The organism is Streptomyces sp. W1SF4, assembly GCF_003950035.1.
Classification (GTDB): domain Bacteria; phylum Actinomycetota; class Actinomycetes; order Streptomycetales; family Streptomycetaceae; genus Streptomyces; species Streptomyces racemochromogenes.
The window spans coordinates 6,515,686-6,537,077 of sequence record NZ_CP034350.1; the positions used below are offsets into that span (position 1 = coordinate 6,515,686).

The 21,392-nt window shown below is 73.1% G+C and carries 16 protein-coding genes; 3 read left to right on the forward strand and 13 right to left on the reverse strand.

The genetic code is table 11. The features are described from left to right. Nucleotides 1–77: 77 nt before the first annotated feature. From D1J60_RS30295 to D1J60_RS37740, 4 genes are all read right to left on the reverse strand, one after another. Nucleotides 78–524 (reverse strand): hypothetical protein, encoded by a 447-nt coding sequence (locus tag D1J60_RS30295; protein WP_125823260.1) that lies wholly within the window; start codon nt 522–524, stop codon nt 78–80. A 100-nt stretch (nt 525–624) separates the two neighbouring features. After that, nucleotides 625–1,674: an SCO0930 family lipoprotein gene (locus tag D1J60_RS30300; RefSeq protein WP_164721091.1), complete on the reverse strand. Its 1,050-nt coding sequence runs from the start codon at nt 1,672–1,674 to the stop codon at nt 625–627. Nucleotides 1,675–1,828: 154 nt separating this feature from the next. Beyond that, nucleotides 1,829–3,280, reverse strand: a complete 1,452-nt coding sequence (locus D1J60_RS30305; protein ID WP_125823261.1) for an NADH-quinone oxidoreductase subunit NuoF family protein — start codon at nt 3,278–3,280, stop codon at nt 1,829–1,831. Further along, complete coding sequence (locus tag D1J60_RS37740) at nt 3,277–4,266, reverse strand: hypothetical protein (RefSeq protein ID WP_206436598.1); 990 nt, start codon at nt 4,264–4,266, stop codon at nt 3,277–3,279. Before D1J60_RS37740 ends, D1J60_RS30305 begins: the two co-directional genes overlap by 4 nt. Before the next feature lie 454 nt (nt 4,267–4,720). Here D1J60_RS37740 and D1J60_RS30315 point away from each other — a divergent pair, with 454 nt between their 5' ends. Then, nucleotides 4,721–5,995 carry a PucR family transcriptional regulator gene (locus D1J60_RS30315; protein ID WP_125823262.1) on the forward strand — a complete coding sequence of 425 codons (1,275 nt, stop codon included), beginning with the start codon at nt 4,721–4,723 and terminating at the stop codon, nt 5,993–5,995. An 83-nt stretch (nt 5,996–6,078) separates the two neighbouring features. Here the strand turns inward: D1J60_RS30315 and D1J60_RS30320 are convergent, their stop codons facing one another. From D1J60_RS30320 to D1J60_RS30330, 3 genes are all read right to left on the reverse strand, one after another. Further along, entirely contained in the window at nt 6,079–7,470 is a 1,392-nt protein-coding gene (locus tag D1J60_RS30320) for a DUF1996 domain-containing protein (RefSeq protein ID WP_125823263.1), read from the reverse strand. A 4-nt stretch (nt 7,471–7,474) separates the two neighbouring features. After that, nucleotides 7,475–8,203 carry a DUF4142 domain-containing protein gene (locus D1J60_RS30325; RefSeq protein WP_241253622.1) on the reverse strand — a complete coding sequence of 243 codons (729 nt, stop codon included), beginning with the start codon at nt 8,201–8,203 and terminating at the stop codon, nt 7,475–7,477. Between the two features lie 329 nt (nt 8,204–8,532). Then, the gene (locus D1J60_RS30330; RefSeq protein ID WP_125823265.1) at nt 8,533–8,916 is read right to left on the reverse strand and encodes a hypothetical protein; all 384 of its coding nucleotides are present in this window, start codon (nt 8,914–8,916) and stop codon (nt 8,533–8,535) included. Nucleotides 8,917–9,153: 237 nt separating this feature from the next. Here D1J60_RS30330 and D1J60_RS30335 point away from each other — a divergent pair, with 237 nt between their 5' ends. Further along, entirely contained in the window at nt 9,154–11,667 is a 2,514-nt protein-coding gene (locus tag D1J60_RS30335; protein WP_241253623.1) for a DUF6185 family protein, read from the forward strand. Between the two features lie 10 nt (nt 11,668–11,677). On the opposite strand, the gene D1J60_RS30340 is transcribed toward D1J60_RS30335, so the two are convergent. Genes D1J60_RS30340 through D1J60_RS30350 form a run of 3 tightly spaced genes read right to left on the reverse strand, consistent with a single transcriptional unit; the run spans nt 11,678 to nt 17,673 of the window. Continuing rightward, on the reverse strand, nt 11,678–13,393 hold the full coding sequence (locus D1J60_RS30340; RefSeq protein ID WP_125823267.1) for a thiamine pyrophosphate-binding protein: 1,716 nt from the start codon (nt 13,391–13,393) through the stop codon (nt 11,678–11,680). A gap of 25 nt (nt 13,394–13,418) precedes the next feature. Further along, nucleotides 13,419–14,798 (reverse strand): hypothetical protein, encoded by a 1,380-nt coding sequence (locus D1J60_RS30345; protein WP_125823268.1) that lies wholly within the window; start codon nt 14,796–14,798, stop codon nt 13,419–13,421. A 13-nt stretch (nt 14,799–14,811) separates the two neighbouring features. Further along, nucleotides 14,812–17,673, reverse strand: a complete 2,862-nt coding sequence (locus D1J60_RS30350; protein WP_125823269.1) for a peroxidase family protein — start codon at nt 17,671–17,673, stop codon at nt 14,812–14,814. A 227-nt stretch (nt 17,674–17,900) separates the two neighbouring features. Between D1J60_RS30350 and D1J60_RS30355 the strand changes: the two genes are divergently transcribed. Next, on the forward strand, nt 17,901–19,064 hold the full coding sequence (locus D1J60_RS30355) for a PP2C family protein-serine/threonine phosphatase (RefSeq protein ID WP_164720999.1): 1,164 nt from the start codon (nt 17,901–17,903) through the stop codon (nt 19,062–19,064). Nucleotides 19,065–19,070: 6 nt separating this feature from the next. On the opposite strand, the gene D1J60_RS30360 is transcribed toward D1J60_RS30355, so the two are convergent. The 3 genes from D1J60_RS30360 to D1J60_RS30370 are packed head-to-tail and all read right to left on the reverse strand — an operon-like array spanning nt 19,071 to nt 21,389. Further along, nucleotides 19,071–19,364: a hypothetical protein gene (locus D1J60_RS30360; protein WP_125823270.1), complete on the reverse strand. Its 294-nt coding sequence runs from the start codon at nt 19,362–19,364 to the stop codon at nt 19,071–19,073. Continuing rightward, nucleotides 19,361–21,019: a PAS domain S-box protein gene (locus D1J60_RS30365; RefSeq protein WP_125823271.1), complete on the reverse strand. Its 1,659-nt coding sequence runs from the start codon at nt 21,017–21,019 to the stop codon at nt 19,361–19,363. The genes D1J60_RS30360 and D1J60_RS30365 overlap by 4 nt, the downstream gene beginning before the upstream one ends. Next, nucleotides 21,012–21,389, reverse strand: coding sequence for a PadR family transcriptional regulator (locus D1J60_RS30370; RefSeq protein WP_125823272.1), 378 nt, complete (start codon nt 21,387–21,389; stop codon nt 21,012–21,014). Before D1J60_RS30370 ends, D1J60_RS30365 begins: the two co-directional genes overlap by 8 nt. Nucleotides 21,390–21,392: the final 3 nt, after the last annotated feature.

Sequence of the window (21,392 nt, forward strand, 5' to 3'; positions counted from 1 at the left end):
CCTCGGGAATGAGGTAAATTCCGGACAACTGGCCGACGCGCCGCACATGTTGGCGGATCCCGCGAGCCGCCGCGGAGTCAGTGCCCGCCGTGCTCCTCGCCCGTCTCCAGCGTGCCGCCGAGGCGTTCGCGGAGTGCGGTCAGGGCCTCGGGTGACGGGGCGGTGACCACCCAGCGGTTCCCCACGAGGTAGACGCCGCCGTACACCCGGGTCTCCGCCAGCCAGGAGTGCAGGCCCTCCTGGGCGGCGAAGGTGGTCAGGCGGTAGGCGCCCTGTGCGGTCGCGCACGCCCCCTGGCGCAGTTCGTCGGCCTCGGTGAGCGACTCGGCGGTGCAGCCCAGGGCGGAGGCGAGCTCCTCCACCGTGGCGGTCCTCCCGGCCGGGCTCGCGTCCGCGTGGGTCGCGTGGGCCGCCGCCCCGGGGTGCGCGGCCCGTTCCGTGGCGCAGCCGCCGGCCAGCAGCGCGGCGCACAGCGCGGCGCGGGCCGCGAGGAGGCGGCGGGTCGGGCGGTCTGACGGGGGCATGGCGACCTCGCTGGAGGGGATCGGCGGGAGAAGGGGGTGTGGTGCCCGGCGGGGAGGGGAGGGGGACCGGGCACCACGGATCATGGGTGTCCCGGCCGGCTCAGCCGGCCGCCTTCTTCCCCTTGTCGGTGACGGCCCACCAGAGGTTCTGCTTGCCCTGCCCGTTGACGTCGCCGGGCGCCTTGTCACCGGTGAACGTGTAGACCGGCCAGCAGTCGATGGTCAGCTGTTCCGTGCCGTCCGGCCTTTTCACCGAGCCGATCAGTTTCGGGTCGATTCCCGACACCTGCGTCTTGTCGACGAGCGGGGCGGGCTTCCAGGTGTCCGTGCAGGAATCCACGCAGCCGATTTTCATCGGCCAGGCACTGTCCTTGTCGAAGCGGTAGAGGGTCCAGCCCTCCGCGTTCTGGACGATGTTCCCGAGCCTGGCGTCCTTCCGTACCGAAAGCGCGACCTTGGCCGCTTCCTGCGACCCCTCTTTCGCCCCTCCTCCCGATTCCATTCCGTGTCCCTGCATTTCCGTTCCCGTTCCCGTTCCCGTTCCCGGCGCCGCTCCCTTTCCGGCGCCGGCCGGTTTCCCGTCGGGTCCCAGGACGTGCCAGGTGCCGCCGACGCCCTCGCCGAGGGCGTCGCCCGCCTTGGTGTCCTTGGCGTAGCGGTACACCGGCCAGCCCCCGACCGTCAGCTGCTTGCTGCCGTCGGCCCGGGTGACCGAACCGAGCAGGGCGGCGTCGACGCCCGCCCCCGCCGAGGCGTCGTCCGCCGGGACCACCGGCCAGGCCTTGGCGCAGTCCCCCTCGCAGTTGGACTTGGGCGGCTTCGCGGTGTCCTTGTCGAAGCGGTAGAGCGTGAACCCGTCGCCGTCGGCGACCCCGGAGCCCACGTTCGCCATCTCCCGCACCTGGAGCTTCCCGGCCGTCCCGCCCTGCCCGCCCCCGCCGGCCGGGCCGGCGCCGGAGCCCTCGCCGTAACCCGATCCGGATCCCGCCCCGTATCCCGAACCCCCGTCGGAGCCGTATGCGCCGAGCTGCTTCCCGGAACCCGCCGGCTGGACCGCGTCCGCTTTCGAGGAGGGTTTGTCGGCGGCACCGCATCCGGCCGTCAGCAGCAATACCGCGACCGCCGACCCGGCGATTATCTCCCGGCGCATTGTCTTCACGATCTCTCCTTGGGACTCGGTGCCGTCGTGCTCTTTGCCTGCGGTCATTGATACGGGGCGAACGGCGGCCGGAGCGGATATCCACGGGAATTTGTCAGATCGCGCCAACAATGAACTCGCAGGCGTCCCGCACTCGTGCGCCCGCTCATTCCTGGATGCGCAGCGCGAGGGCGGGGCAGCGGCGCACCGCCCGCAGCGCCTTGGGCCGCAGGTGGCCCGGCACCGGCATGGACGCCTCCGCCGGGAAGCCGTCCGCGTCGAGCCGCACCACGTCGGGCAGGACGTCCACGCACAGCCCGTGCCCCTTGCACAGGGTCCAGTCCACCACCAGCCGCTCCGGCGGACTCTCGTCCTGCGGCAGCGGCAGGGCTCCCGTGATCCGCCGCCCGCAGCCGCTGCCGAGGGCGTGGTCGCGGAACTCCTCGGGGAACGCGGCGAGCGCGGAGGCCACGAAGTGCGAGGTGCCGTCGGGATGGCTGCACGCACCCCGCCCCCGGACGGCCCTCAGCCGCGTCTCCACCGCGTCGAGGGCGCCGCGTCCCCCGCCCCGCACGGCGTCCTCCAGTACGTCGGCCAGCCCGGGCAGGCCCCGTACGCAGGGCCCGCACTGCCCGGCCGACTCCTTCGCCATCCAGCGCGTCACCCGCGCGACCTCGCCGGCCGGACAGGTGTCCTCGGGCAGCGGCAGCACCGCCCCCGCCCCCAGCACCGCCCCGAAGGCGGACAGCGACCCCCGGGACACGTCCGCCGAGCGCGCCGCCCCCGGGTCCAGCCAGCGGCCGTGGTACCCGCCGACCAGTACGCCCTGCCCGGTACGGGTGCCGCACAGGTCGAGGACGTACGCCAGCGAGGTCCCCGTCGGGGTCTCGACCACCGTCTGCCCGGCGACGGTCAACAGCACGGTGCCCGGCTCGGAGGGCAGGCCGGCCGCCCGGTAGTCGGGGGCGCCCATCCGGGCGGCCACGGCGAGCTGTGCGTAGGTCTCGGTGTTCGACAGCAGCGTCGGCACCCCGCCCAGCCCCCGCTCGCTGGTCCGCACCCGCCGGCCGGACGGCAGCGCCGCGCCGCCGTTCAGCCCGCCGACCATGGCGGTCCCCTCGCCGGTCACGAAGCGCTCGGGCAGCAGGGCCACGCGCACCCTGCGGCCGCCCGGCCCCCGTTCCGCGACCGCGTCCCGTACCGAGCGCTCCACGTCCGCCCGGGTGACGGCCACCACCACCTCCTCCGCGCCGACCGCGGCGGCGGCCAGCAGCGCGCCGTCGAGCACCAGGTGCGGGGCGTGCAGCAGCAGCGCCTTGTCCTTGAGGCAACTCGGCTCCCCCTCACTGCCGTTGACCACCACGGCCGTCGGCCCCTCGCGCTCCCGGGCGGAGCCGATGACGGCACGCAGCTTCCGGGCGAAGGGGAAACCGGCTCCGCCGCGGCCCCGCAGGTCGATGTTGGCGGCCAGGTCCACGAGTTCGTCGGAGGCGTACCGCGGCAGCGGGCCGTGCGCCGCCAGATGGGCCTCGCGGTCCAGCCGCGGGTCCCGGTCGAGCCCGGCGAGCAGCCGGGGGGTGCCCACGCAGCCGAGGCCGGGGCGTGCGGCTCCGCTCACGACCACCGCTCCCCGTCGCCGAGGGGCCCGGGCCGCCGGTCGGCGCCGGGGCCCGCGGCGGCGGCCGCGTAGGGCGCGCGGCCGGGCCGCGACGACGCCGCGGCGGGCCCGGGGGGCGCGCTCCTGCGGGGCCGTACCAGCAGGTCCGCCAGCGGCACGTCCTGGATGAAGAACGGTCGTACGCGCGGGGGTTGGACGGGCGCGCTCCCGGCGCCGGTGTTCTGCGGGGCGGGCGGCTGCCAGGCGGCGCCCAGCCCGCGGGCCCTGAGCCGGAAGGCGAGCAGGGCGATGACCCCGGCCAGGCACAGCCCGTAGGCCGCCGTCACCCAGGTGTCGGCGGCGCGGCCGGCCTTGAGCCCGTGCAGCAGCGACGCGCCCCACGCCGGGTACGCGCCGATGTGCAGGGCCCGCCACCACAGGGAGCGGCTCTTGGTGGCGAACACACTACGCAGGGCTCCGGAGACCGCGACGGCCACGAAGAGATATCCGGCCAGGGTGCCCAGGCCGATGACGACGGGCCGGCCGCTGTCCGCGAACGGCACGGCGGCGGCAGCGGCGTCGGCCTGCTTCCCGGCCACCTTGACCCAGATGTGCAGGCCGAGGAAGCCCAGCCCCGCCACGGCGAGGCCCCGGTGCACGCCTTGGGCCAGCAGCCGGTGGCCCGACCCGAGCAGCACCCGGTCGGTGGCCACCAGCCCCCACAGGACGGTGGAGGTCAGGCAGACGAGCGACAGCACGCCCGCGCCGAAGTCGAGGAACTCCCACAGGCGGGTCAGGGCGCCCGCGCGGGCCGCCACGAGGAGCGAGACGAGCGCCGCGCCGGCGGCGCACAGCGCACTGGGTCGCAGTCTTCCCGCCGAGGGCAGCAGCGAGGGCCGCCGGACGGCCCGCCGCCCGGCGGCCGGAGCCGCGGCGGCCTCGGCCGCGTGGCGACTCCTGCGTCGTGCCCTGTGGGAGCGGGGTATGTGCGGCTGGGGCAGGGGCATGCGGTTCTCCTGAGCACCCGGGCTCCGAGCGGTCCACCTCGCGCTCGGCTCCCGGGGGTTGGGGGACGGTGACGGCCGGCAGCGCTGCGAATTCCCGCGCCGGCCGAGGGGCTCGGGGGCCGGAGTGCAGCAGCATCGTGGAGCTACGCAGCATCTCCACAGGATTTATCGAAACGTGATAATTTCTCGCACCGCGTCTACAGCGCATCGAACAACCCCGGAAGATTCCCCTCCAGTGGAGGTTGCGACAGGCCACCGCCTCGTCGGCCATCCATGCGTCCCCGGCCGCAAAAACAAGGCAAACCCGTGGGACCGAAAGTGGCCGGAACCCTCCAGAAGGGGATGCGGTGGCTGCAACTCTCTTGACAGACAGGGTTGTTGGCGAGTCCGGCACCCTGGCGGGCCTGTCACCCCTGCACCGGACAGGCCTCACCCCGGCAAGAACGAGGAAACGATGTGCGAACTTCTGAACCGCATCTGGTCCCGCCCCCGCGGAGAGTGGACCCGCGTCCTGCGCAGGGAACTCCCCGCGCTCGCCGCGGAGATAGTGGAGGAGCTTCTGCATGGAATTCCGGAATTTTCCGCCCTTGTCGATGACAACGATGCCATCGATGACGATCTGCTCCGGCTGAGGGTGGAAGAGGCCCTCCTCTCCGCCCTCGGATACCACGACGAACGCGACGAAGACCGCGACGAACACCGCGACGGAGACCGCGGCGACGGCCGCCGCGACCCGCAGTGCGCGGACCCCGGCCCGGACCCCGCCCCGGACCCCGCCCCGGATCCCGACGACCGCCACGACGGCCGGGTGGAGGAGCCGCGCGGAGTCGTACGGGAACACGTCCGCGAACCCGCGCGCGAGCACGGGCACGAGCGCCCCGACGCCGGCCACGCCCCGGGCCACCCGCTCCGGCAGCTGCCCGCCGCCCCGCCGGACCGGGCCAGGCAGGAGCTCTTCAGGGCCCTCACCGACGACCGGACCGCGTGCGAGAACTCCCTCGCCGAACTCGCCGAGGCCGCCCACTGGCCCCTCCCGCCCGCCGTGCGGGCCGTCGCCCTCGCCACCCCCGGCGAGACGCAGCAGCTGGCGGCCGTCCTCGACGACGCCCTCGCCGGCATGTTCGCCGGCCGGCCCTGCCTGCTGCTCCCCGACCCCGACCCCGACGCCCGCGCCGCCCTCGAAGCCCCCCTCCGCGGCCGGCTGGCCGCCGTCGGCCACGCCGTCGCCCCCCGGGACACGGCCTCCTCGCTGCGCTGGGCGCTGCGCCTGCTGACCCTGACCCCCCACCGAGGCGGCCTGGACACCCGGGCCGTCTTCGTCGACGACCACCTCTCGACCCTCCTGCTGCTCCAGGACGAACCCCTCGCCCACGCCCTGGCGGCCCGCTGGCTCAAGCCCCTCGCCGACCTCACGCCCCGCCAGAGCGAACGGCTGGAGGTCACCCTGCTCGCCTGGCTGGAGGGCGGCGGCGCCCCGGAGGCGGCCAAAGCCCTGAGCGTGCACCCGCAGACCGTGCGCTACCGGATGCGCCAGCTGGAGAAGCTCTTCGGGCCCGGTCTGCGCGACCCCCGGACCCGCTTCGAACTGGAGATGGCCCTGCGCAGCCGCCGGCTGATGGCCCAGGTCCGGCGCCAGAACTCGCGTACCGGCCGGAGGAACGGACGGGTGGTCACCGCCGACTTCACCCCCCTGGTCGTCGGACGGATGGCCCGCGTCAACGGCCTGTGAGCCGCACGCCCGCCGTCCCGGCGGGCACACGAAGGCGGTGGCCCGGAGCCCTCAGGCTCCGGGCCACCGCCCCGTCCGTCCCGTCAGCGGCAGGTGCGCCCGCCGTTGATGCAGCCCACGGCCCTGGCCATCAGCCCGTCCGACATGACGTTGATGAAGTCGCCGTGGTCGGTCACCGGCTTGTGCAGCTGCTCGGGGAAGCTGTCCACCGCGATCCGCGACCCCGGCGCGACCCCGTACGTGATCCGCTGCACCAGTTGCGGAACGGCCGTGAAGCCCTTCTTGCAGCGGCCGTTCTTGTCCGCGAAGTCCACGTGGGTGCGGTGGTTGGCGCTGTCGGTGTTGCGGCCGTCCCAGCAGCTCTGGAAGGTGAAGGTGCGCACCACGTCACTGCCCTTCGGGCACACCGGGTACTTGTCCTTCAGCTGGCGGTCCTCGAAGCCGGTGCAGCTCCAGGAGGCGTTGGCGTTGGCCGTGCCGTTGCTGAAGGCCTTGGCGTCACCCGTGATGATGCGCAGGAACCGGGGCATCGCCTTGACCTGACTCACGGGACTGCCCTTGAAGCTGATCGTCACCTGCTTGGGCTTCAGGATCGTGCCCACGTTGGCGTCCTGGCCGCCGCCCGGCGCCTTGGCGTCCTTCTCCGCCCGGCCGTCGCGCAGCCGCAGCACCGGCCAGTAGTACGTGGACTGGTCGCCGTTGCCGCAGGTGGTACCGGAGTTGGCGAGGCTGTTGTTGGTGGAGAAGGCGTCGGTGGTCTTGTTGCCCACGTAGTCGTGCATGTGGTGCGCGCCGTTGGAGACGCCCGGCGCGACGATGACGTTGTCGGGGTTGAAGTGGCCGTTCTCGTTGCGGCCGCACTCGGAGCTGAAGGACCCCTTGGACGCGCCCCCCGAGGGCGCGGGGGTGCGTACGTTCGGCTTGACCTTGGTGATGTCGACGAAGTCGCTCCTGGCCGGCCCGCTCTTCTGCCCGATGCTCCGGGCGGCGGCGTCCGGACCCGAGGCCGCGGCCGCCGCGGCGTCGGGCGCCGCCTCGTCCTGCGCCGCCGGGGCCTCCTTCATCTCGCAGCCGCTGAGCTTGTCCAGACCCTCCGGGCGCCCGGAGGAGCGGCCTATCGCGTCGGACACCTTGCTGATCGTCGTCGCGCGCTGGTCCCGCAGCCGGCCGAGGAGGGCGTCCTTCTGCGACGTGCCCCGCACCTGCCCGGAGGCGAGCTGCCGGTAGGCGTCGGCCACCTGGACGTCCAGCTGGGCGAGGTTCTCGTCGACCTCGCCCCTGGCCTGGTCGGGGACCGAGGTCAGCCGGTCGCCCACGTCCGGGCAGTCGATGGTGGCCGTCACCTGTCCCGTACGGCCGTCCTGCCCGGCACTCGCGTTGCCGGCGACGACGGCGACCCCGCCGCCGCCCAGCACCAGGGCGGAGACCACCGCGAGGAGCTTGAACCGGGGGCGCCTGTGGCCCTTGTGACTCATGCGATCACTTCACTTCGTATCGTCGGTCGGACATCTGAGGGGGCGCGGCCCCCTGGTGGTGGACCGGGGTGGGGGAGGCGGGCGCCGGGCCCGTGTCGGAGACGGAGTCGAAGTCGACCAGCCCGCTCTCCTCCAGGACCGTGATGTGGTCCAGCACGGTGGCGTTGGCCGAGGTCGCCAGGGACCGCACCATCGAGTTGCGGGTCTGCGCACGGATCTGCGCCAGCAGCGCGAACACCTTGCCGTGCGCGCGCCGCAGCAGCTGGATGAACAGCCGCTCGTACTCGGCGTTGGAGGCGTTCGTCAGCTGGTTCAGCCAGTCCTGCTGCTGGGCGCTCGGCTTGTCGGGCAGGTCCATGCCGAGGGCCTGGCCGACCTGGAGCACCTGCCGGTCCAGCTCGGTGTGCCCCTCCACCAGGTGCATCCCGGCGGTGCGCACCGAGGGACGGGTCCCGCGCTGCTGCGCCTGCCGTCCCGCCGGCAGCTCCCAGAGCCCGGCCAGCCGTACCTTGCGGACGAAGTCCCGGTCGGCGGCGGACAGCGGCCCGTACGCCGTGCTCATGGTCCCGGCGCCGTCGTCCTCGATCCCCGGCTTGGCGGCCGTTCCCGACGCGGCGGCGGCCGACGCCCGGTCGCCGAACTTCGACACGGGGATCAGCAGCGCGATGAGCGTGACGGCCAGGGCGGTGATGACCAGACCGCTCCCGATCGTGTATCTCGTGGCCACCGACAAGCCGCTGACGGATCGCCGTCGCAATGACAGCACAGTGCCTCCTCGCTCCGTGGGCCGTCAGGAGGAGCGGGGCGGCAGCGACGGCAGGCGCCCTGCGGTGCGCACCCGCACTCCTGGGGTGCCACGGGACGCTAGTGCCCCGTCCGGGGCCGTCGCGGAAGGACCATCACCATCGGACAAACATCCGGGGCAGGGCTCGGAGGGCTGCTATCTTGCCGCGGTCCGCCGGTCGGCGTGGTGTACGCGCGGTCCGGCGTGGTCCGGCGTGACCCGCCGCGGGCAAGAGTCGACCGGACGGCCCGCGAGGGCCGTCCGGTCGGCGGCATCGGTCAACCGTTGCGGCCTTCGCGGCCGGGGCACAGGTCGAGCGGGTCGCACAGCATGACGACCTGGTAGGGGCCCTGCGCGCCGGCCGTGCCGTGGGGCGCAAACCGCCACTGGGAGGGCTTGACGTGCCGGGTCCGGTCCGTCTTCTCCACATGGGCGTGCAGGGTGCGCGCCGCGGAGTCGTTCGTTTCCACGATGATCTCGTCCGCGGCGAGCGGGAAGTGGTCGTGCAGCAGGCACAGGCCGAAGCGGTCCAGGTTGCCGTGCTTCTCGAGCACGTCGACGAGGTCCTGTACGAAAGCCGCGTCGGAGGGCCCCAGCCCTTCGGCTTCCTCGAAGCGGGGGAGCGGCTTCCGGGCGATGGTGGATTCCTTGGAATGGGTCATGACATGTCCCGTGGGGTGTCGGCGGTCCCCGTTGCCATCATCGAACGCCGGCCGGTCCCGTGCAATCCCGTTGGCGGCGGCCGACGGGGTGAGTGCCGGGACCTGCGGCCGCGCGTCCCGTGCGGGCGGTCGTGCCCGCGTGTTAAGGCTCCGAGGACGGGGTGCTGGACGAGGCGGTGCGGACGGGGCGCGATCGTGAAAACCCGGTGGTGGTTGCTTCTTCTATTGTTGACGGCTGTGCTAATGGGCGGGGGAGGAGCGGCGCGGGCGCACGGTGCGGTCGCCGACCCCTGCGACAGGGAGCGGCTGAAGGCCCGCAACGTCTCCGCCAGTATCGACTTCGACTACCACGACCGCATCTACGCCCAGGTGACCTCGAACCTGACCGTCAGTGTCTCGGCGGACCAATGGCCCCCCGCGCTGTTCCTGGCGAGCAGTGAGAGATCGGACGAATACCAGACGGTCATGCGCTGCCTGCTGCGTGACGACCACGACCAAGCGCGCAACCGCGAGTGGCGCTACCGGGAGCCGCGGGTGACGGTGCGGGGCGACGTGGTCACCGTGGACTACGAAGCGACCGCCTGGATCGAACAGAATCGAGGATTCCACCTCGGCCCCTGGATCATCGGCGTCGATGCGGCCGGTACGGAATGGACCGTTCGCCTCGTGCCGCCCAGGGCACTGGACCACAGCAAGTGGGGTCAGGTCGAGGTGAAGTTGAACGGTCTCGACGCCCACGACATCGCTCCCAAGGTGGCCTCCGCCGATTCGGACCGGCTGGTCTGGATCGATCCCCCCAAACCCATCAGGGTGCAGGTCTTCCTGGATCCGCCCTGGCAGCGCTCCTTCAACGTGGGGGAGAGGTGGGGGTCGCTGGGATGGGCGGGCGTCGCCTCCTGGTGGGTGTTCACCTGGGCGCTGATCGTGCTGGCCGTCCACCACGCCGCGCGGGAGGAACCCTCCCCCTTGTCCGGACCGCGGGGACGGAGCGTCCTCGCGCGGGTGGTCGTGCTCTGGGTCGCGCTGAGCGCCGCGGTGGCCGTGGCGCTGCACCTGGCGATGACGTACCCGGCCATGCTCCGTACGTCCTGGTCCTCCGTCGTCACCATCGCACTGGGCCTGGTCCTGGTGCTCGTGGCCCAGCCGTGGTGTCACATCGGGCCGTTCCCCGCGGCGCGGCAGCCCGGAGCCGACCGGAGCCCCGGGGGCGAGGGCGGCGAACGCCGTCAGGTCTGTGTCGTGACCGTCACCGCGTCGATCACGGCGCTGTTCTGCCTGCTGCTGGTCGTGGGCCTGCGATCGTCCAGGGCCGGCACTCCCCAGCTCGTCGGGTACGCGCTGCTGTCGCTGGCGACGCTGTGGCTGTGGCTGGCCGCGATGGCGGCGTGGGCGTGGCGTTTCGCGCGGGAGGGGGAGTTGGTCCCGCGGTCCTGGAACGCCGCCTGGGGCAGGGCTCCGGCTCGCTGCACGGCCGTGGCGGGGAGCCTGCTGGCGGTGGCCGTGGTGGCCCTCTTCGCCTCCAACTGGTGGACTCGCGAGCGCCAGTGGCGGCGGGCCTACTGGCTCGTCGATCCGTCCGGGACCGAACGCGCCCAAGCGCGGCTCCGGTTCATGCGGGAGTTCGCCTACATCGGGCTCGCCTGGGTCTACGCCTACGCCTGGCTGCTGGCGGGCATCGCGCTCGTCGCGCTGCTGCACCTGCGCGTCAAGGCAAGGCGGGCCCGGTCCGATGACGTGCAGCGGGGGATCTCGCTCGGACCGGCCGGTGTCGACCTCTTCCTGACGGTCGTGATCTTCGCCCTGACGGTGGGGCTGCGCCAGGTCGAGTTCGCCGGCTCCAACGCGCTGTTCGGCCTCTGGATCCTGATGATGATCGCCTCCCTGCACGCCCTGGTGGCGGTGGGCCGGCGGGCTTCCGTGCTGGGACGGACGGGAGAACAGTTCTGCACGCGCAGACTGGGTTCGAGGCGGCGCCGGAACCAGTTGCTCGCGAAGGCCCACGAATTCCGCAACCTGCACCACCAGATCTACTCCCTGGACCGTGGCCGGGGGGAAGGTGGGATGAAACGCGAGGAGTTGGAGGCGAAACTGGACGGTCTGCACCAATGGCTGTTCGACGGCTGGGGCAAGGGCCATCCGCCGGCCCAGATCTCGGTACTGGACGCCGCCCTCAGCTGGGGGCCCGGCCAGGACTGGTGGGACAACGCCCGGCACGCCGCGCGGCTGGCCTTCTGCTTCGGACTCCCCGCCAGTGCCGCCCTGGTCTGGATGGCCTATCTGAGGGACGCCCACATCCGGATGTCCACGTTCCAGAGTCCCAACGGGCTGATGGAGATCGCGGCGAAGTTCGGCGCGTGGCAGGTCGCATGGGCCGGCGCGGGCCTCGTCCTGGGGGCCCTGTGGCGTCTGCTGCCGGGGCGCCGGAGTCCGGTGCGCGCCCTGAGCCTGACCGCCGCGTACGCCATCCCCATCTGCGTCGGAGCGCTGATCGCCCAGATCACCGACACCGAACTCGGGTACGTCTTCCTGCACGTCGCGCTCATGCTCCTGGTCCTGACGCTCACCAGCATCTGGATGGACATGGCGACGTTCAGCGAGGAGAGGAAGTTCTGGCCCAGCAGCGTCGGGCTGCTCCTGTCGGTCTACCAGATGCGCGGACTGTCCACCCAGATCGCCTACCTCGCCGCCCAGCTGGCCGTCGTCGTCGGCGTGTGGCGCAGCCTGGCCGGCGGCGACTCCCGGCCGAAGTAGGCCCGGCCGCTCAGTCCACCAGCCCCCGCAGCCGCTCCTCCACCGTCTCCACCAGCCCCGCGATCACCCCGTTCGGCGACGGGCTGTAGTGCGGCACCGCCCACCGGGTGATCCGGGCGTCGATCAGCGCGGGCCGGCCCGAGGCCAGGGCCGAGCGGAAGGCCTCCTCGAACTCGGACAGGGTCTCCACCCGGTGACCCTCCGCCCCGCAGGCGCGCGCGTACGCCGCGAAGTCCGGGTTGCGGAACTCGACCAGGGCCGACTCCCCGTAGGTGGCCAGCTGGAAGAGCTTGATCAGCTTGAACTGCGAGTCGTTGAAGACGACCCAGATGACCGGGATCTCGTTCTCCACGGCCGTCATCAGCTCGAAGCCGGACAGCGAGTAGCAGCCGTCGCCGCAGCCCACCACCACCGTCCGGTCCGGGTGGGCGACCTTCAGCCCGATGGCCCCGTTGACGTGCCCGGCCATCGGCCCGAAGGAGCCGGCCTTGCGGAAGTTCTGTCCCTCCTCCAGCTCCACGTAGTACCCCAGCCACGCCAGATGGGCCCCCGCGTCGGCGAGCAGCACCCCGCGCGGCGGCAGCATCCGGCCGATCGACTGCGCGAGCTGCCCCGGGTGGATCCCGCCCGTCAGGTGCGTGATGTGCCGGGCCTCGTAGTCCCGGCCCTCGACCTCCACCGGCGGAACCTCGCCCACCCGCCGCTCCAGTGCCTCGGTCAGCGCGGCGACCGCCGGGCGCGCGTCGGACAGCAGCGCGTGGTCGGGCGGGTAGGCCTTGTGGAACTCTCCCTCGGAGATGTTCACGTGGATGAGCACCTTGCCCTCGAAGAGGTCCGGGCGGTAGTTGAACGTCGCGTGCTGGTTGAGGGAGTTCCCGACGCACAGCACCACGTCCGCCTCCCGGAAGGCCTTCCACGCGCTGGAGTGGCCGCTGTCCGCGAAGACGCCGACCGACAGCGGGTGCCCCTCGGAGACGATGCCCTTGCCGTCCAGGGTGGTGAGCAGCGGGATCCGGAAGCGCTCGATCAGCCGCTTGACCTCGGGCCCCGCCCCGCTGCGCACCGCGCCGAAGCCGACGAGCGCGACGACCCGCCGGCCCCGCGCGAGGGCGTCCGCCAGTACGTCCGCGATCTCCTCGACCCGCGCCGGATCGGGCAGCACCGGCGCCACGTCCAGCCGGACCGGCCGGAAGCCTCGTACCTCGACGCCCCGGTGGGTGAGGTTCTCGGGCACGTGGATGTGCACCGGCCCGGGCCTGCCCTCGAAGGCCGTGTTCACCGCCTCCTCCAGCACGTCGCAGGTGTCGGCGGCGTCGGTGAGCAGGAAGGACTTCTTGGTCGTCGCGGCGAACATGGCCTGCGAGTCGGGTGTGCGGTTCAGGCCCGAGGTCTCGTTGAGCGAGCCCCATCCGCGCCACTCCATCGACGCGTACCCCGAGACGGCGAGCACGGGATAGGAGTCCGACATGGCCACGGCCAGCCCCGAGAACAGGTTGAACGCGCCGGGGCCGGCCGTCGCGAAGCAGAAGCCGAGCCGGTTCGTGTACATGGCGTAGCCGCAGGCCATGAACGACGCGGCCTGCTCGTGGCGCGTGATGACGGGCCGGATCAGCTTCGAGTGCTTCAGCGCCAGCATCAGGCCGGCCGCGTTCTCCCCGGCACCGCCGAACGCCGCCCGCACCCCGATGCCCTCCAGCCCTCTGACGATGGCCTCGTAGACCCTCATCGCCTCGCCCCGCTCTCTGCGTTTCCTACGCGTCCCAGTGCGCGGCGTGCCGGCGGTGCGCGTCGGTCAGGCCGCTGCGGAAGAACCGGTCGTAGTACTCGGACTCCACGTGGTGCGCCTGGAGCCAGACGCCGGGCACGTGGATGGCGTCGGTGTGCGCGGGGAACCGGCCGTGGGTCTCGTGGATGTAGACGCAGATGTCCCGGGCGCAGTCGATGACCTGCCGGTCGTACTCGCTCGCCTCGGCGAGGTAGCGCCGCGCGTAGTCGTCCTTGTAGACGCGGTCGAAGAGTTCCTTGTCCGCGTAGACGCCCTTCTCGCCGAACTTGGACCGCACGACGGAGTCGACGGCCTCGCGCATCGACGGGTAGTGGGGCGGGCAGGCGGCCTTGATGAGGTGTTCGCCGCCGGACCGCAGCCCCACCGGGTGGGCGCGCAGCGCCGCGTACTTCGGCAGCGGCACCTGCCAGCGCACCACGTCGAGGGGACGGAACCTCGGGGTGACGAAGTCGAAGCCCAGCATCCGTCCGTAGGCGCGGGAGAACTTCGGGTCGCCGAGCATGATCTGCGGGCTGATCGAGGCGTGGATCCAGGCGCCCAGCCCCATCGCGTCCGCGACCAGCATCATGTTCTGCAGCAGCAGGTCGGCCTCGATCTGGGTGCGCATCGGCCCCAGGGCGCCGAGGGGCATCTTGATCTCGGGGTTGAGGAAGCCGTTGTCGATCCACTTGCGGACCCCGGCCGGACGGTAGAAGTTGCGGTCGTCGACGAGGGTGGGCCGGGCCCCGTCGGGCTGGGTGAGCAGGTACATCAGGGCGTTGACGTACTGGTGGGACAGGTCGACCACCGGCAGGAACAGGGTGGTGCCCGGCAGGTTGGACAGGAACCGGTTGGAGTCGAGGTAGGCGGGGAAGTCGCGCATCCCCTCCACGACGTCCAGCCGGTGGTCGAGCACCCGTACCTTGGCCGTGCGGGCCCGCTCGACCAGGGTGTCCGGGTCGAAGGCGGCCCCCGGGGCGGGCGGCAGCTTGCGCAGGTAGTAGGTCCCGCTGTCGTTGATCATGAAGAAGTGGGTGGCCTGCGCGTTGTCCGGGCTGCCGGCGGTGCGCCCCGTCATGTTCAGGTTCGGCTTCGCCATGATCGGCTTGTGGTCGCGCGGGTCCTCGAAGGGGCGGTCGGGCATGGTGAGCCCCGAGGAGCCGGTGAGGGCGATCAGCACCGCCTCCTCCAGCTCGTCCAGCGGCCGCGGCCGGTGCGGGGAGCTGTAGCTCATCGACCCGGCCGGCACGCACGCGCCCCGGCTGACCCGGTGGGTGCGCCGGCCGAACACGGTCTGCAGCAGCGGCCGGGTGAGCAGCTCCTCCAGGCCCGGGTGGCGGCGGCCGGTGGCTTCAGGTGCGGACACGTCCCCTCCCCGGTCAGCCGCGGCCGTCGTGGTTGCGGACCGGCTGGACCGGCCGCCAGGGCGCGAACGCGCTCGCCCCGCGCGGCAGTACCCCCGCCAGCTCGGGGCAGTGCCGCAGGATGACGCTCGTCATGCCGTTGCGGGCGATCCAGTCCATGCCGAGCGGGGTGTAGATCTCGGGCCGGAAGTCGACGGTGAGGAAGCGGTCGCTCTGCAGCCGCCTGCTCGCCATCAGGATGAAGACGCGGAAGGCGGTGTCGCTGAAGCCGAACCCCGCGGGCGGGTTCTCGGCGAACAGCCCCACCACCGTGTCGACGTCGTCCACCGACCGGTAGACGTCCCGCAGCCGCGCGACCGTCCCCGGGTCCTGGGAGAGGTCCTCGAACCGGCGGATCCGCGGCTTGTGCAGCCCGGCCCGGAAGTCGTTGTAGCGGGGGACGCCCCGGCGCCGGGTGCGCACCAGGTCGACCACGGACAGGTCGATCACCTCCCCGTCGCGCTGGAACGCCATGAGCGAGCGCGGGAAGTTGTGCAGGGTGATGGCTCCCGGGTTGGCGATGCCCAGTGAGTAGAGGGAGTCCACCAGCCCGGTCTTGCGGATGAGCGGCTCCGCCGCGGCGCCCTGCAGGTCGGCGAAGCCGAGGGTGTCGAGCCGGCGGCCGAAGCGGTGGTCGACGAACTCGTAGTCGTCCGGGATCAGCGGGTGCATCCGGTAGACCGTGACGAACTCCTCCGTCAGGGCGTACGGGATCCCGTGGTGCTCGGGCAGGGTCCTGGGGATGCCGTCCCCGGCGTTCGCCTCCAGCAGCCAGACGCCCAGCTGGTCGAGCCAGTTCTTCGGCGGCCCCTCCCAGTTCGTCCGCATCCCGATGTCGAGCGTCCTGGTGGCCAGGATCGCGGGCGTCCACTCCACCGTGTGGATCTTGGCGATGAGGGCGGAGACGACCAGCCGCGCCGTGTGGTAGATCCGCTCCTCGTCCAGGTGCGGGTACTCGCCGCGCAGGGCCGCGCACACCGCGTTGTGCTCGCGGGCGAAGAGGGTATGCACGGCGCTCAGGCCGAGCCACCAGTTGTCACTGAACCCCGTCACCGGCAGGCCGTCCGCACCCGTCGGCAGGTGCCCCTGCTCCAGCCGCAGCCCGGCGCCGCCGTCCGGCTCCCGCAGGGACGTGGCGACGGCCTGGTCGCCGCCGTACACCTCCGAGCCGTCCCACCAGTGCGACACCCCGCCGGCGAACCGGATCGGGGGCCGCCCGCTGCCGGCCGCGTCCAGCGGATCGTCGTCGCCGAAGCGCATCACCTTCTCGCGCGGCCCGCCCGGGGTGTTCCGCCAGTCCGTGCCGGGCGGCATCGGCACCTCGACGCTCCGGGTGCCCACCGGGAACCGCTTGTGGTTGACCCAGTCGTGCACCTGGAACTGGATCCACGCCGCCGCGATCACGTTCAGCGACGTCGCCGGGATGAAGGCCTCGCGCCGCAGCAGCTCCCGGCTGACGACCACCGGGTTCGGGGTGTCGAACCGCTCCGGCCGGTAGTCCGGCGGCATGGAACGCCCGAAGGCCGCGCCGACGGCGCCCATCCGCGGCTCGGACAGGTCGTTGTGGCTGCCGTCGTAGCTGCGCCTGACCAGCAGCTCCTCGTCCACGGGCGGCTCCACCGGACCCGCCTGGGGCGGCGCCTCGTGCAGCTCGGTGTCGATCAGGTTGTGCCGGCGCAGCGTCTGCCGGAACGCCATCAGGTTCAGCAGCGCGACCGGCGTGGGCAGCCGGTGCCACGGGACGACCCGGTTCACGGAGCGGAACGCGGCCCGCAGCGGGGTGCCGAGCAGGGCGTTGCGGCGCGGCTCCACGGTCACGAAACGGCGGCCCAGGCGGTGCGCGCTGCTCGCCTCGTACGCGAGTTTGCGGGCCCGGTTGAGGTTGCCCAGCGGACGGAAGCCCTCCGAGGTGTGCCAGGGGTTGAAGGCCAGCAGCTCGACCCGCGCCGCGGCGGCCCGCGCACCGGCCGTGTGCAGGTCCTGGCGCGGGATCGTCAGCGTGGCCACGGGCACCACCGGCGCGTCCCGCTCGCTCCACTCGGCCGCGCCGTCCTCGATCGGGGTGCGCCCGGGGTCCGCGTAACGCTGCACGCACAGCTCGAAGACGACGTCCCCCGCCCCCAGCCGCCGCGCCAGTTCGTCCCGCAGGCCGTCGGGACCGGCCGGCGGCCCCGCCGGGGCCGGGGCGGTGCCCGGAGCGGGCCGCAGCTGGTAGCGCACCGGCCCCGCGCCGCCCCACAGGATCGCGCCCCGGCTCCAGTACGTCTCCAGCGCCAGGCTGGACACGGTCCGCCTGGTCCCCGCCATCACGTTGCGCCGCATCCGGGCCGCCGTGGACCAGCCGACCGCCAGGGGCAGCCTGACGAACAGGGCGAACCCCTGGGCGGGCCGCGACCGGGCGCCCGCCATCGCCTTGGCGAAGGCGACGAACTCGCGCGCGTCCCGGGCGTGGGAGACCGGGAAGCTGGTCATCAGCAGGTCGTGGGTCTCCTCCGGCCCCACCTCGACGCGCAGCGCCGCCCCGCGCAGGTCGGGCGCGGAGTCGGGCCGCCGGACCCCGCTGGCGTTGGACAGCCGGACCGTCACCGGGTACTCGGCGCCGGGCCGGGCGAACCCGCTCCGCAGCGGCTCGGGCAGGTCGTCGCGGAACCGCAGGCGCCCGTTCTCCACGCCGAGCACCGCCTTGGCGTGGAAGGTCCGCTCCGGGGCGGCCGCTCCGCTGCTCCGCTGCGCCTTGAGCTGTACGCGCAGCAGCTCCTTCGCCAGCCGCTCGAAGACCAGCCGCTCGGCCTCCGGGCTGCCGCCGGCGTATCGCTCGTACCGCTCGGCCTCGTCCATGCGTGCCTCTTCACGAAGGGGGTGGGGGCTTTGGGGGCTTTCGGGGGCTTCCCCGCACTCCCCCGACGTTTCCCCACGCACGCGGCCGTGTCGTGCCGAGCGGGGCAGACGGGTTCCCGGCGTGGCCCCTTCGGGTGGCCGCGCCCGCGCCGGCCGGCCTCGGGGCACGGTGCAGGGGCGCGCGCATGGAGTGGCGTCCGTGCATGCGGCAGGGGCAGGCTGTACTCATGAGAGCGCCCTCGCGCTCGTCCCCGGGACCGGGAGCCGGCGGTCACCACCAGGTCCTCTTCCTCCTCGCGGAGTGCGTGCCCTTCCTGATCGCCCTGCTGGTCCTCCTGGTCGAGCTCACGCCCGCGCACGTCGTCTACACCGGGCCGCTGCTGGTCGCCACGCCCGCCCTGGCGGCGGTGACCACCGGCCCCAGGGGCACGCTCGCGGCGGCGGGAGTGGCCGTTGTGGTCAGCGTTGTCACGGCCACCCACAACCACGCCTGGGGCGGCCAACAGGTCTACACCAACCTCCTCGCCCTGTCCCTGGTCACGGCGGCGAGCTTCACGACGAGCCGCGCCGCCCGCACGCGCCGGGAGGGCCAGCTCAACCAGGTCCGGCGGATCGCCGCGGCCGCCCAGGAGGTGCTGCTGCGGCCGGTGCCCGACCGGCTGGGCCCCGTCCGCGCGGCCAGCATGTACCTGGCCGCCGAGGCGGGCGCCCAGATCGGCGGCGACCTGTACGACGCCGTCCAGACCCGGTACGGGGTCCGGATGATCGTCGGGGACGTCCGGGGCAAGGGGCTGCCCGCCGTACGGGCCGCGGCGGTGGTCCTGGGCGCCTTCCGGGAGTCCGTGCACTACGAGGCCGACCTGGTCGAGGTCGTCAACCACTGCGCGGCGGCCCTCCGCAGGGACGCCGCCCTCGCGAGCACCAGCGTCCACGCCGAGACGGACCCGGCCGACGGCACCGACCCCCTCCTGGAGGGGTTCGTCACCGCCCTCGTCGCCCAGGTCCCGGACGGCCCGCACGTCGAGGTGGTCAACCGCGGCCACCCCGCGCCGCTGCTCCTCCACGCGGGCGAGGTCCGGCCCCTGACGCCCGGCACGCCCCAGCCGCCGCTGGGCCTGGAGGAGTTCATCACCGGTCCCCCGCCGGGCACGGAGACCTACCCGTTCACCCCGGGCGACCGCCTCCTGCTGCACACCGACGGCGTCATCGAGGCCCGCGACCGCGACAGGGCCTTCTTCGACCTGGCCGGGGCCGTGTCCACCCTGCGCGACCACTCCCGTCAGGGCTTCCTGGAGGGCCTGCGCCGAGCCCTCCTGCGGCACACGCACGGCAGCCTGGGCGACGACGTGGCCCTCCTCGTCGTGGACCGGCAGGACGCCGCGGGGCGGTGAGCGCCGTCATCGGCCGATCAGCTTGTGCAGGCCCACAGTGGCCGCCCCGAAGCCGGACAGGGCGGCGATCAGGCCCCCGGCGGCATTGCCCGTCGACAGGACGGTGAGGGCGCCGAGGACCGTACCGATGAAGGCCGCCGTCAGCAGCACCAGCGCGGTCCGCGCGCTCACCAGGGGCTCCGCGTCGGGGGGTGGCGGGGGTGCCGGGGCCGGTGCCGGCACCGCTGCGGGTGCGGGGACGGGGACGGGCTGCGCTGCCGGCTCCGGGCGGGGAGGCGAGGGCGGGGGCGGGGTGGTCATGCGGACTCCTTGTCGCGGCCGCTGCGGACGGTGTAGGCGAATCTGGGCATGGCGAACAACTGTTTGAGGATCCATCTCCACTGCTCGCGGCGCCCCGGAAGGCAGTAGAGGATGGCCCTCTGCTCCTCCAGCCACCCGCTGCGCTCCTCCGTGGGCAGCAGCAGCGCTCCGAAGTGGAGCACCCGCCCGCCGGGCTCCTTCGCGCGGCTCCCCGGCCCCCGTGCCCCCGCCGGGGCACGGTTCTCCCGGGGCGCGTCGCCGTCTGGCGGTTCGCCGGTGTCACCCTCGTCCGCGTGGGGTTCGGAGGGCGCGAATCCGGGCGCGGGCGGCGGGAGATCCGGATCGGCAGGCCGGCCGATCCGGGCCGGGAGCCGGACGCGGGGGGTGACGTCCCGGCTGTTGAAGATCAGTCCGCCCTGGTAGCGGCTGATGGTCGATTCCACGTCGAGCCAGCTGCCGTCGCCGGTCCGGAAACGGCACTCCAGGCGCGTGGTGGGCTCCTCCAGGGCGTCGGCGCCGAGGAACCGGCGGATCTCGTGGACCAGGAGCCCGACGTCCTCCGGGTGGACCAGCGCCACCAGTTCCTGCCCCACGAGCTCCTCGGCTGCCCGGCCGTAGACCCCGCTGGAGGCGGGGCTGACGTACTGGAGCACGCCGTTCGGTGTGGCGATCATGATGACGTCGCTGGAGGACTGGATCAGGGCGCGGAAGTGGTTCTCCTTCTGGGCCAGCTCCTGGACGAGGTTCATGTTGTCCAGGAGCACGATCCCCAGCCGGAACACGACGCCGATGACGGTGCTGCCGCAGGCGATGAGGGTCGCCCTGTCGACACGGCCGTCGTCGAGGGCGTCGTGGAGGATCCCGAGGATGCCGACGGCCGTGGCGAGGTACGGCGCGAGCGTGAGCAGTGCGGCACCGGTCGAGCGGCTGCCGATCCGGATTCCGGGCCGCGGGGGAGGGGCCGCGGCCGTGTCCGTCCGCCGGGAGCGCCTGAGCGCGTAGGCGACGAGGAGCGGGCCGCCGAACCAGGCGGTGTCGTGGAAGGGCGTCGCGACGAGCAGGTCACCCACCCCGATCGACACCAGGGCGGCAGCGGCCGTGCCGACGGCCGGGCGGCCGGGACCGGAACGGTGGAAGTGCAGGACGAGCGCGAACGCCACGAGGGCGATGTCCAGCAGCGCACGCGCGGAGGCGGACGGGGCGTGCTGAACGGCGCCGGCCGTCGCCAGGCTCCGGTACAGGACGAACAGGGAGCCGGCGACCAGCCACACGTCGATTCCCATACAGACCCGGCCGGCCCAGCTCGCGGGCCGTCTGGCCAGGAGCGCGAGCCCCACGACGGCGGGCGGTACGAAGCCCGGCAGGAGCGGGGCGGCCAGGTGCCCGAGGGCCGCCATCGTGAAGGCCGGCCCGAACAGCAGCCAGGCCGGCCGGTTTCGGCCGTCGGAGGCCAGTCCCTGGCGGAAGCAGGCCGCGGCGGCGAGCACGGCGGTGGCGGTCAGCGTGAAATCGCCCATGACGAGGGCGAGTTGGCGGGAGCCGCACCAGCCCAGGGCGGATCCCGCGGCGTAGCCGGCGCAGACGGCCGCGAGAAGGACCGCCGTCACCCGCGAGCCGGGCCGCGCGGCGCGCGTGGCGCTACCGCGGTCACTCACCGGTACCCCCGGCCAGTCCGGGGCGTCCGATGCCCGGCCGTGCCACCGCCGGTGCCGCGGCGCTCGCCTCGGCGAGGGCCTGCGGGGCGAGGACGGCACCCTTGGGGCTGATGCGGTAGAAGCGGCGGCGGGGGCGGCCTTGGGCCTCGGCTATGGCGTCCTGCTCCCAGTACCGCTCCACCCAGCCCGCCTGGCGCAGCCGTTCGAGGATGGGGAACAGCGTGCCGTTGGGCAGCCCGGTCCGCCGGACCAGGTCCAGCCCGTACAGCCCCTCGGTGAGCACCACCGAGCGCTGCCCGGTGTCGACGCCCTGGCCGAGGAGGGCGCGCAGCAGCGTCTGGGTGTGCGGCGTCAGGTTCACGTCCGGCATGGC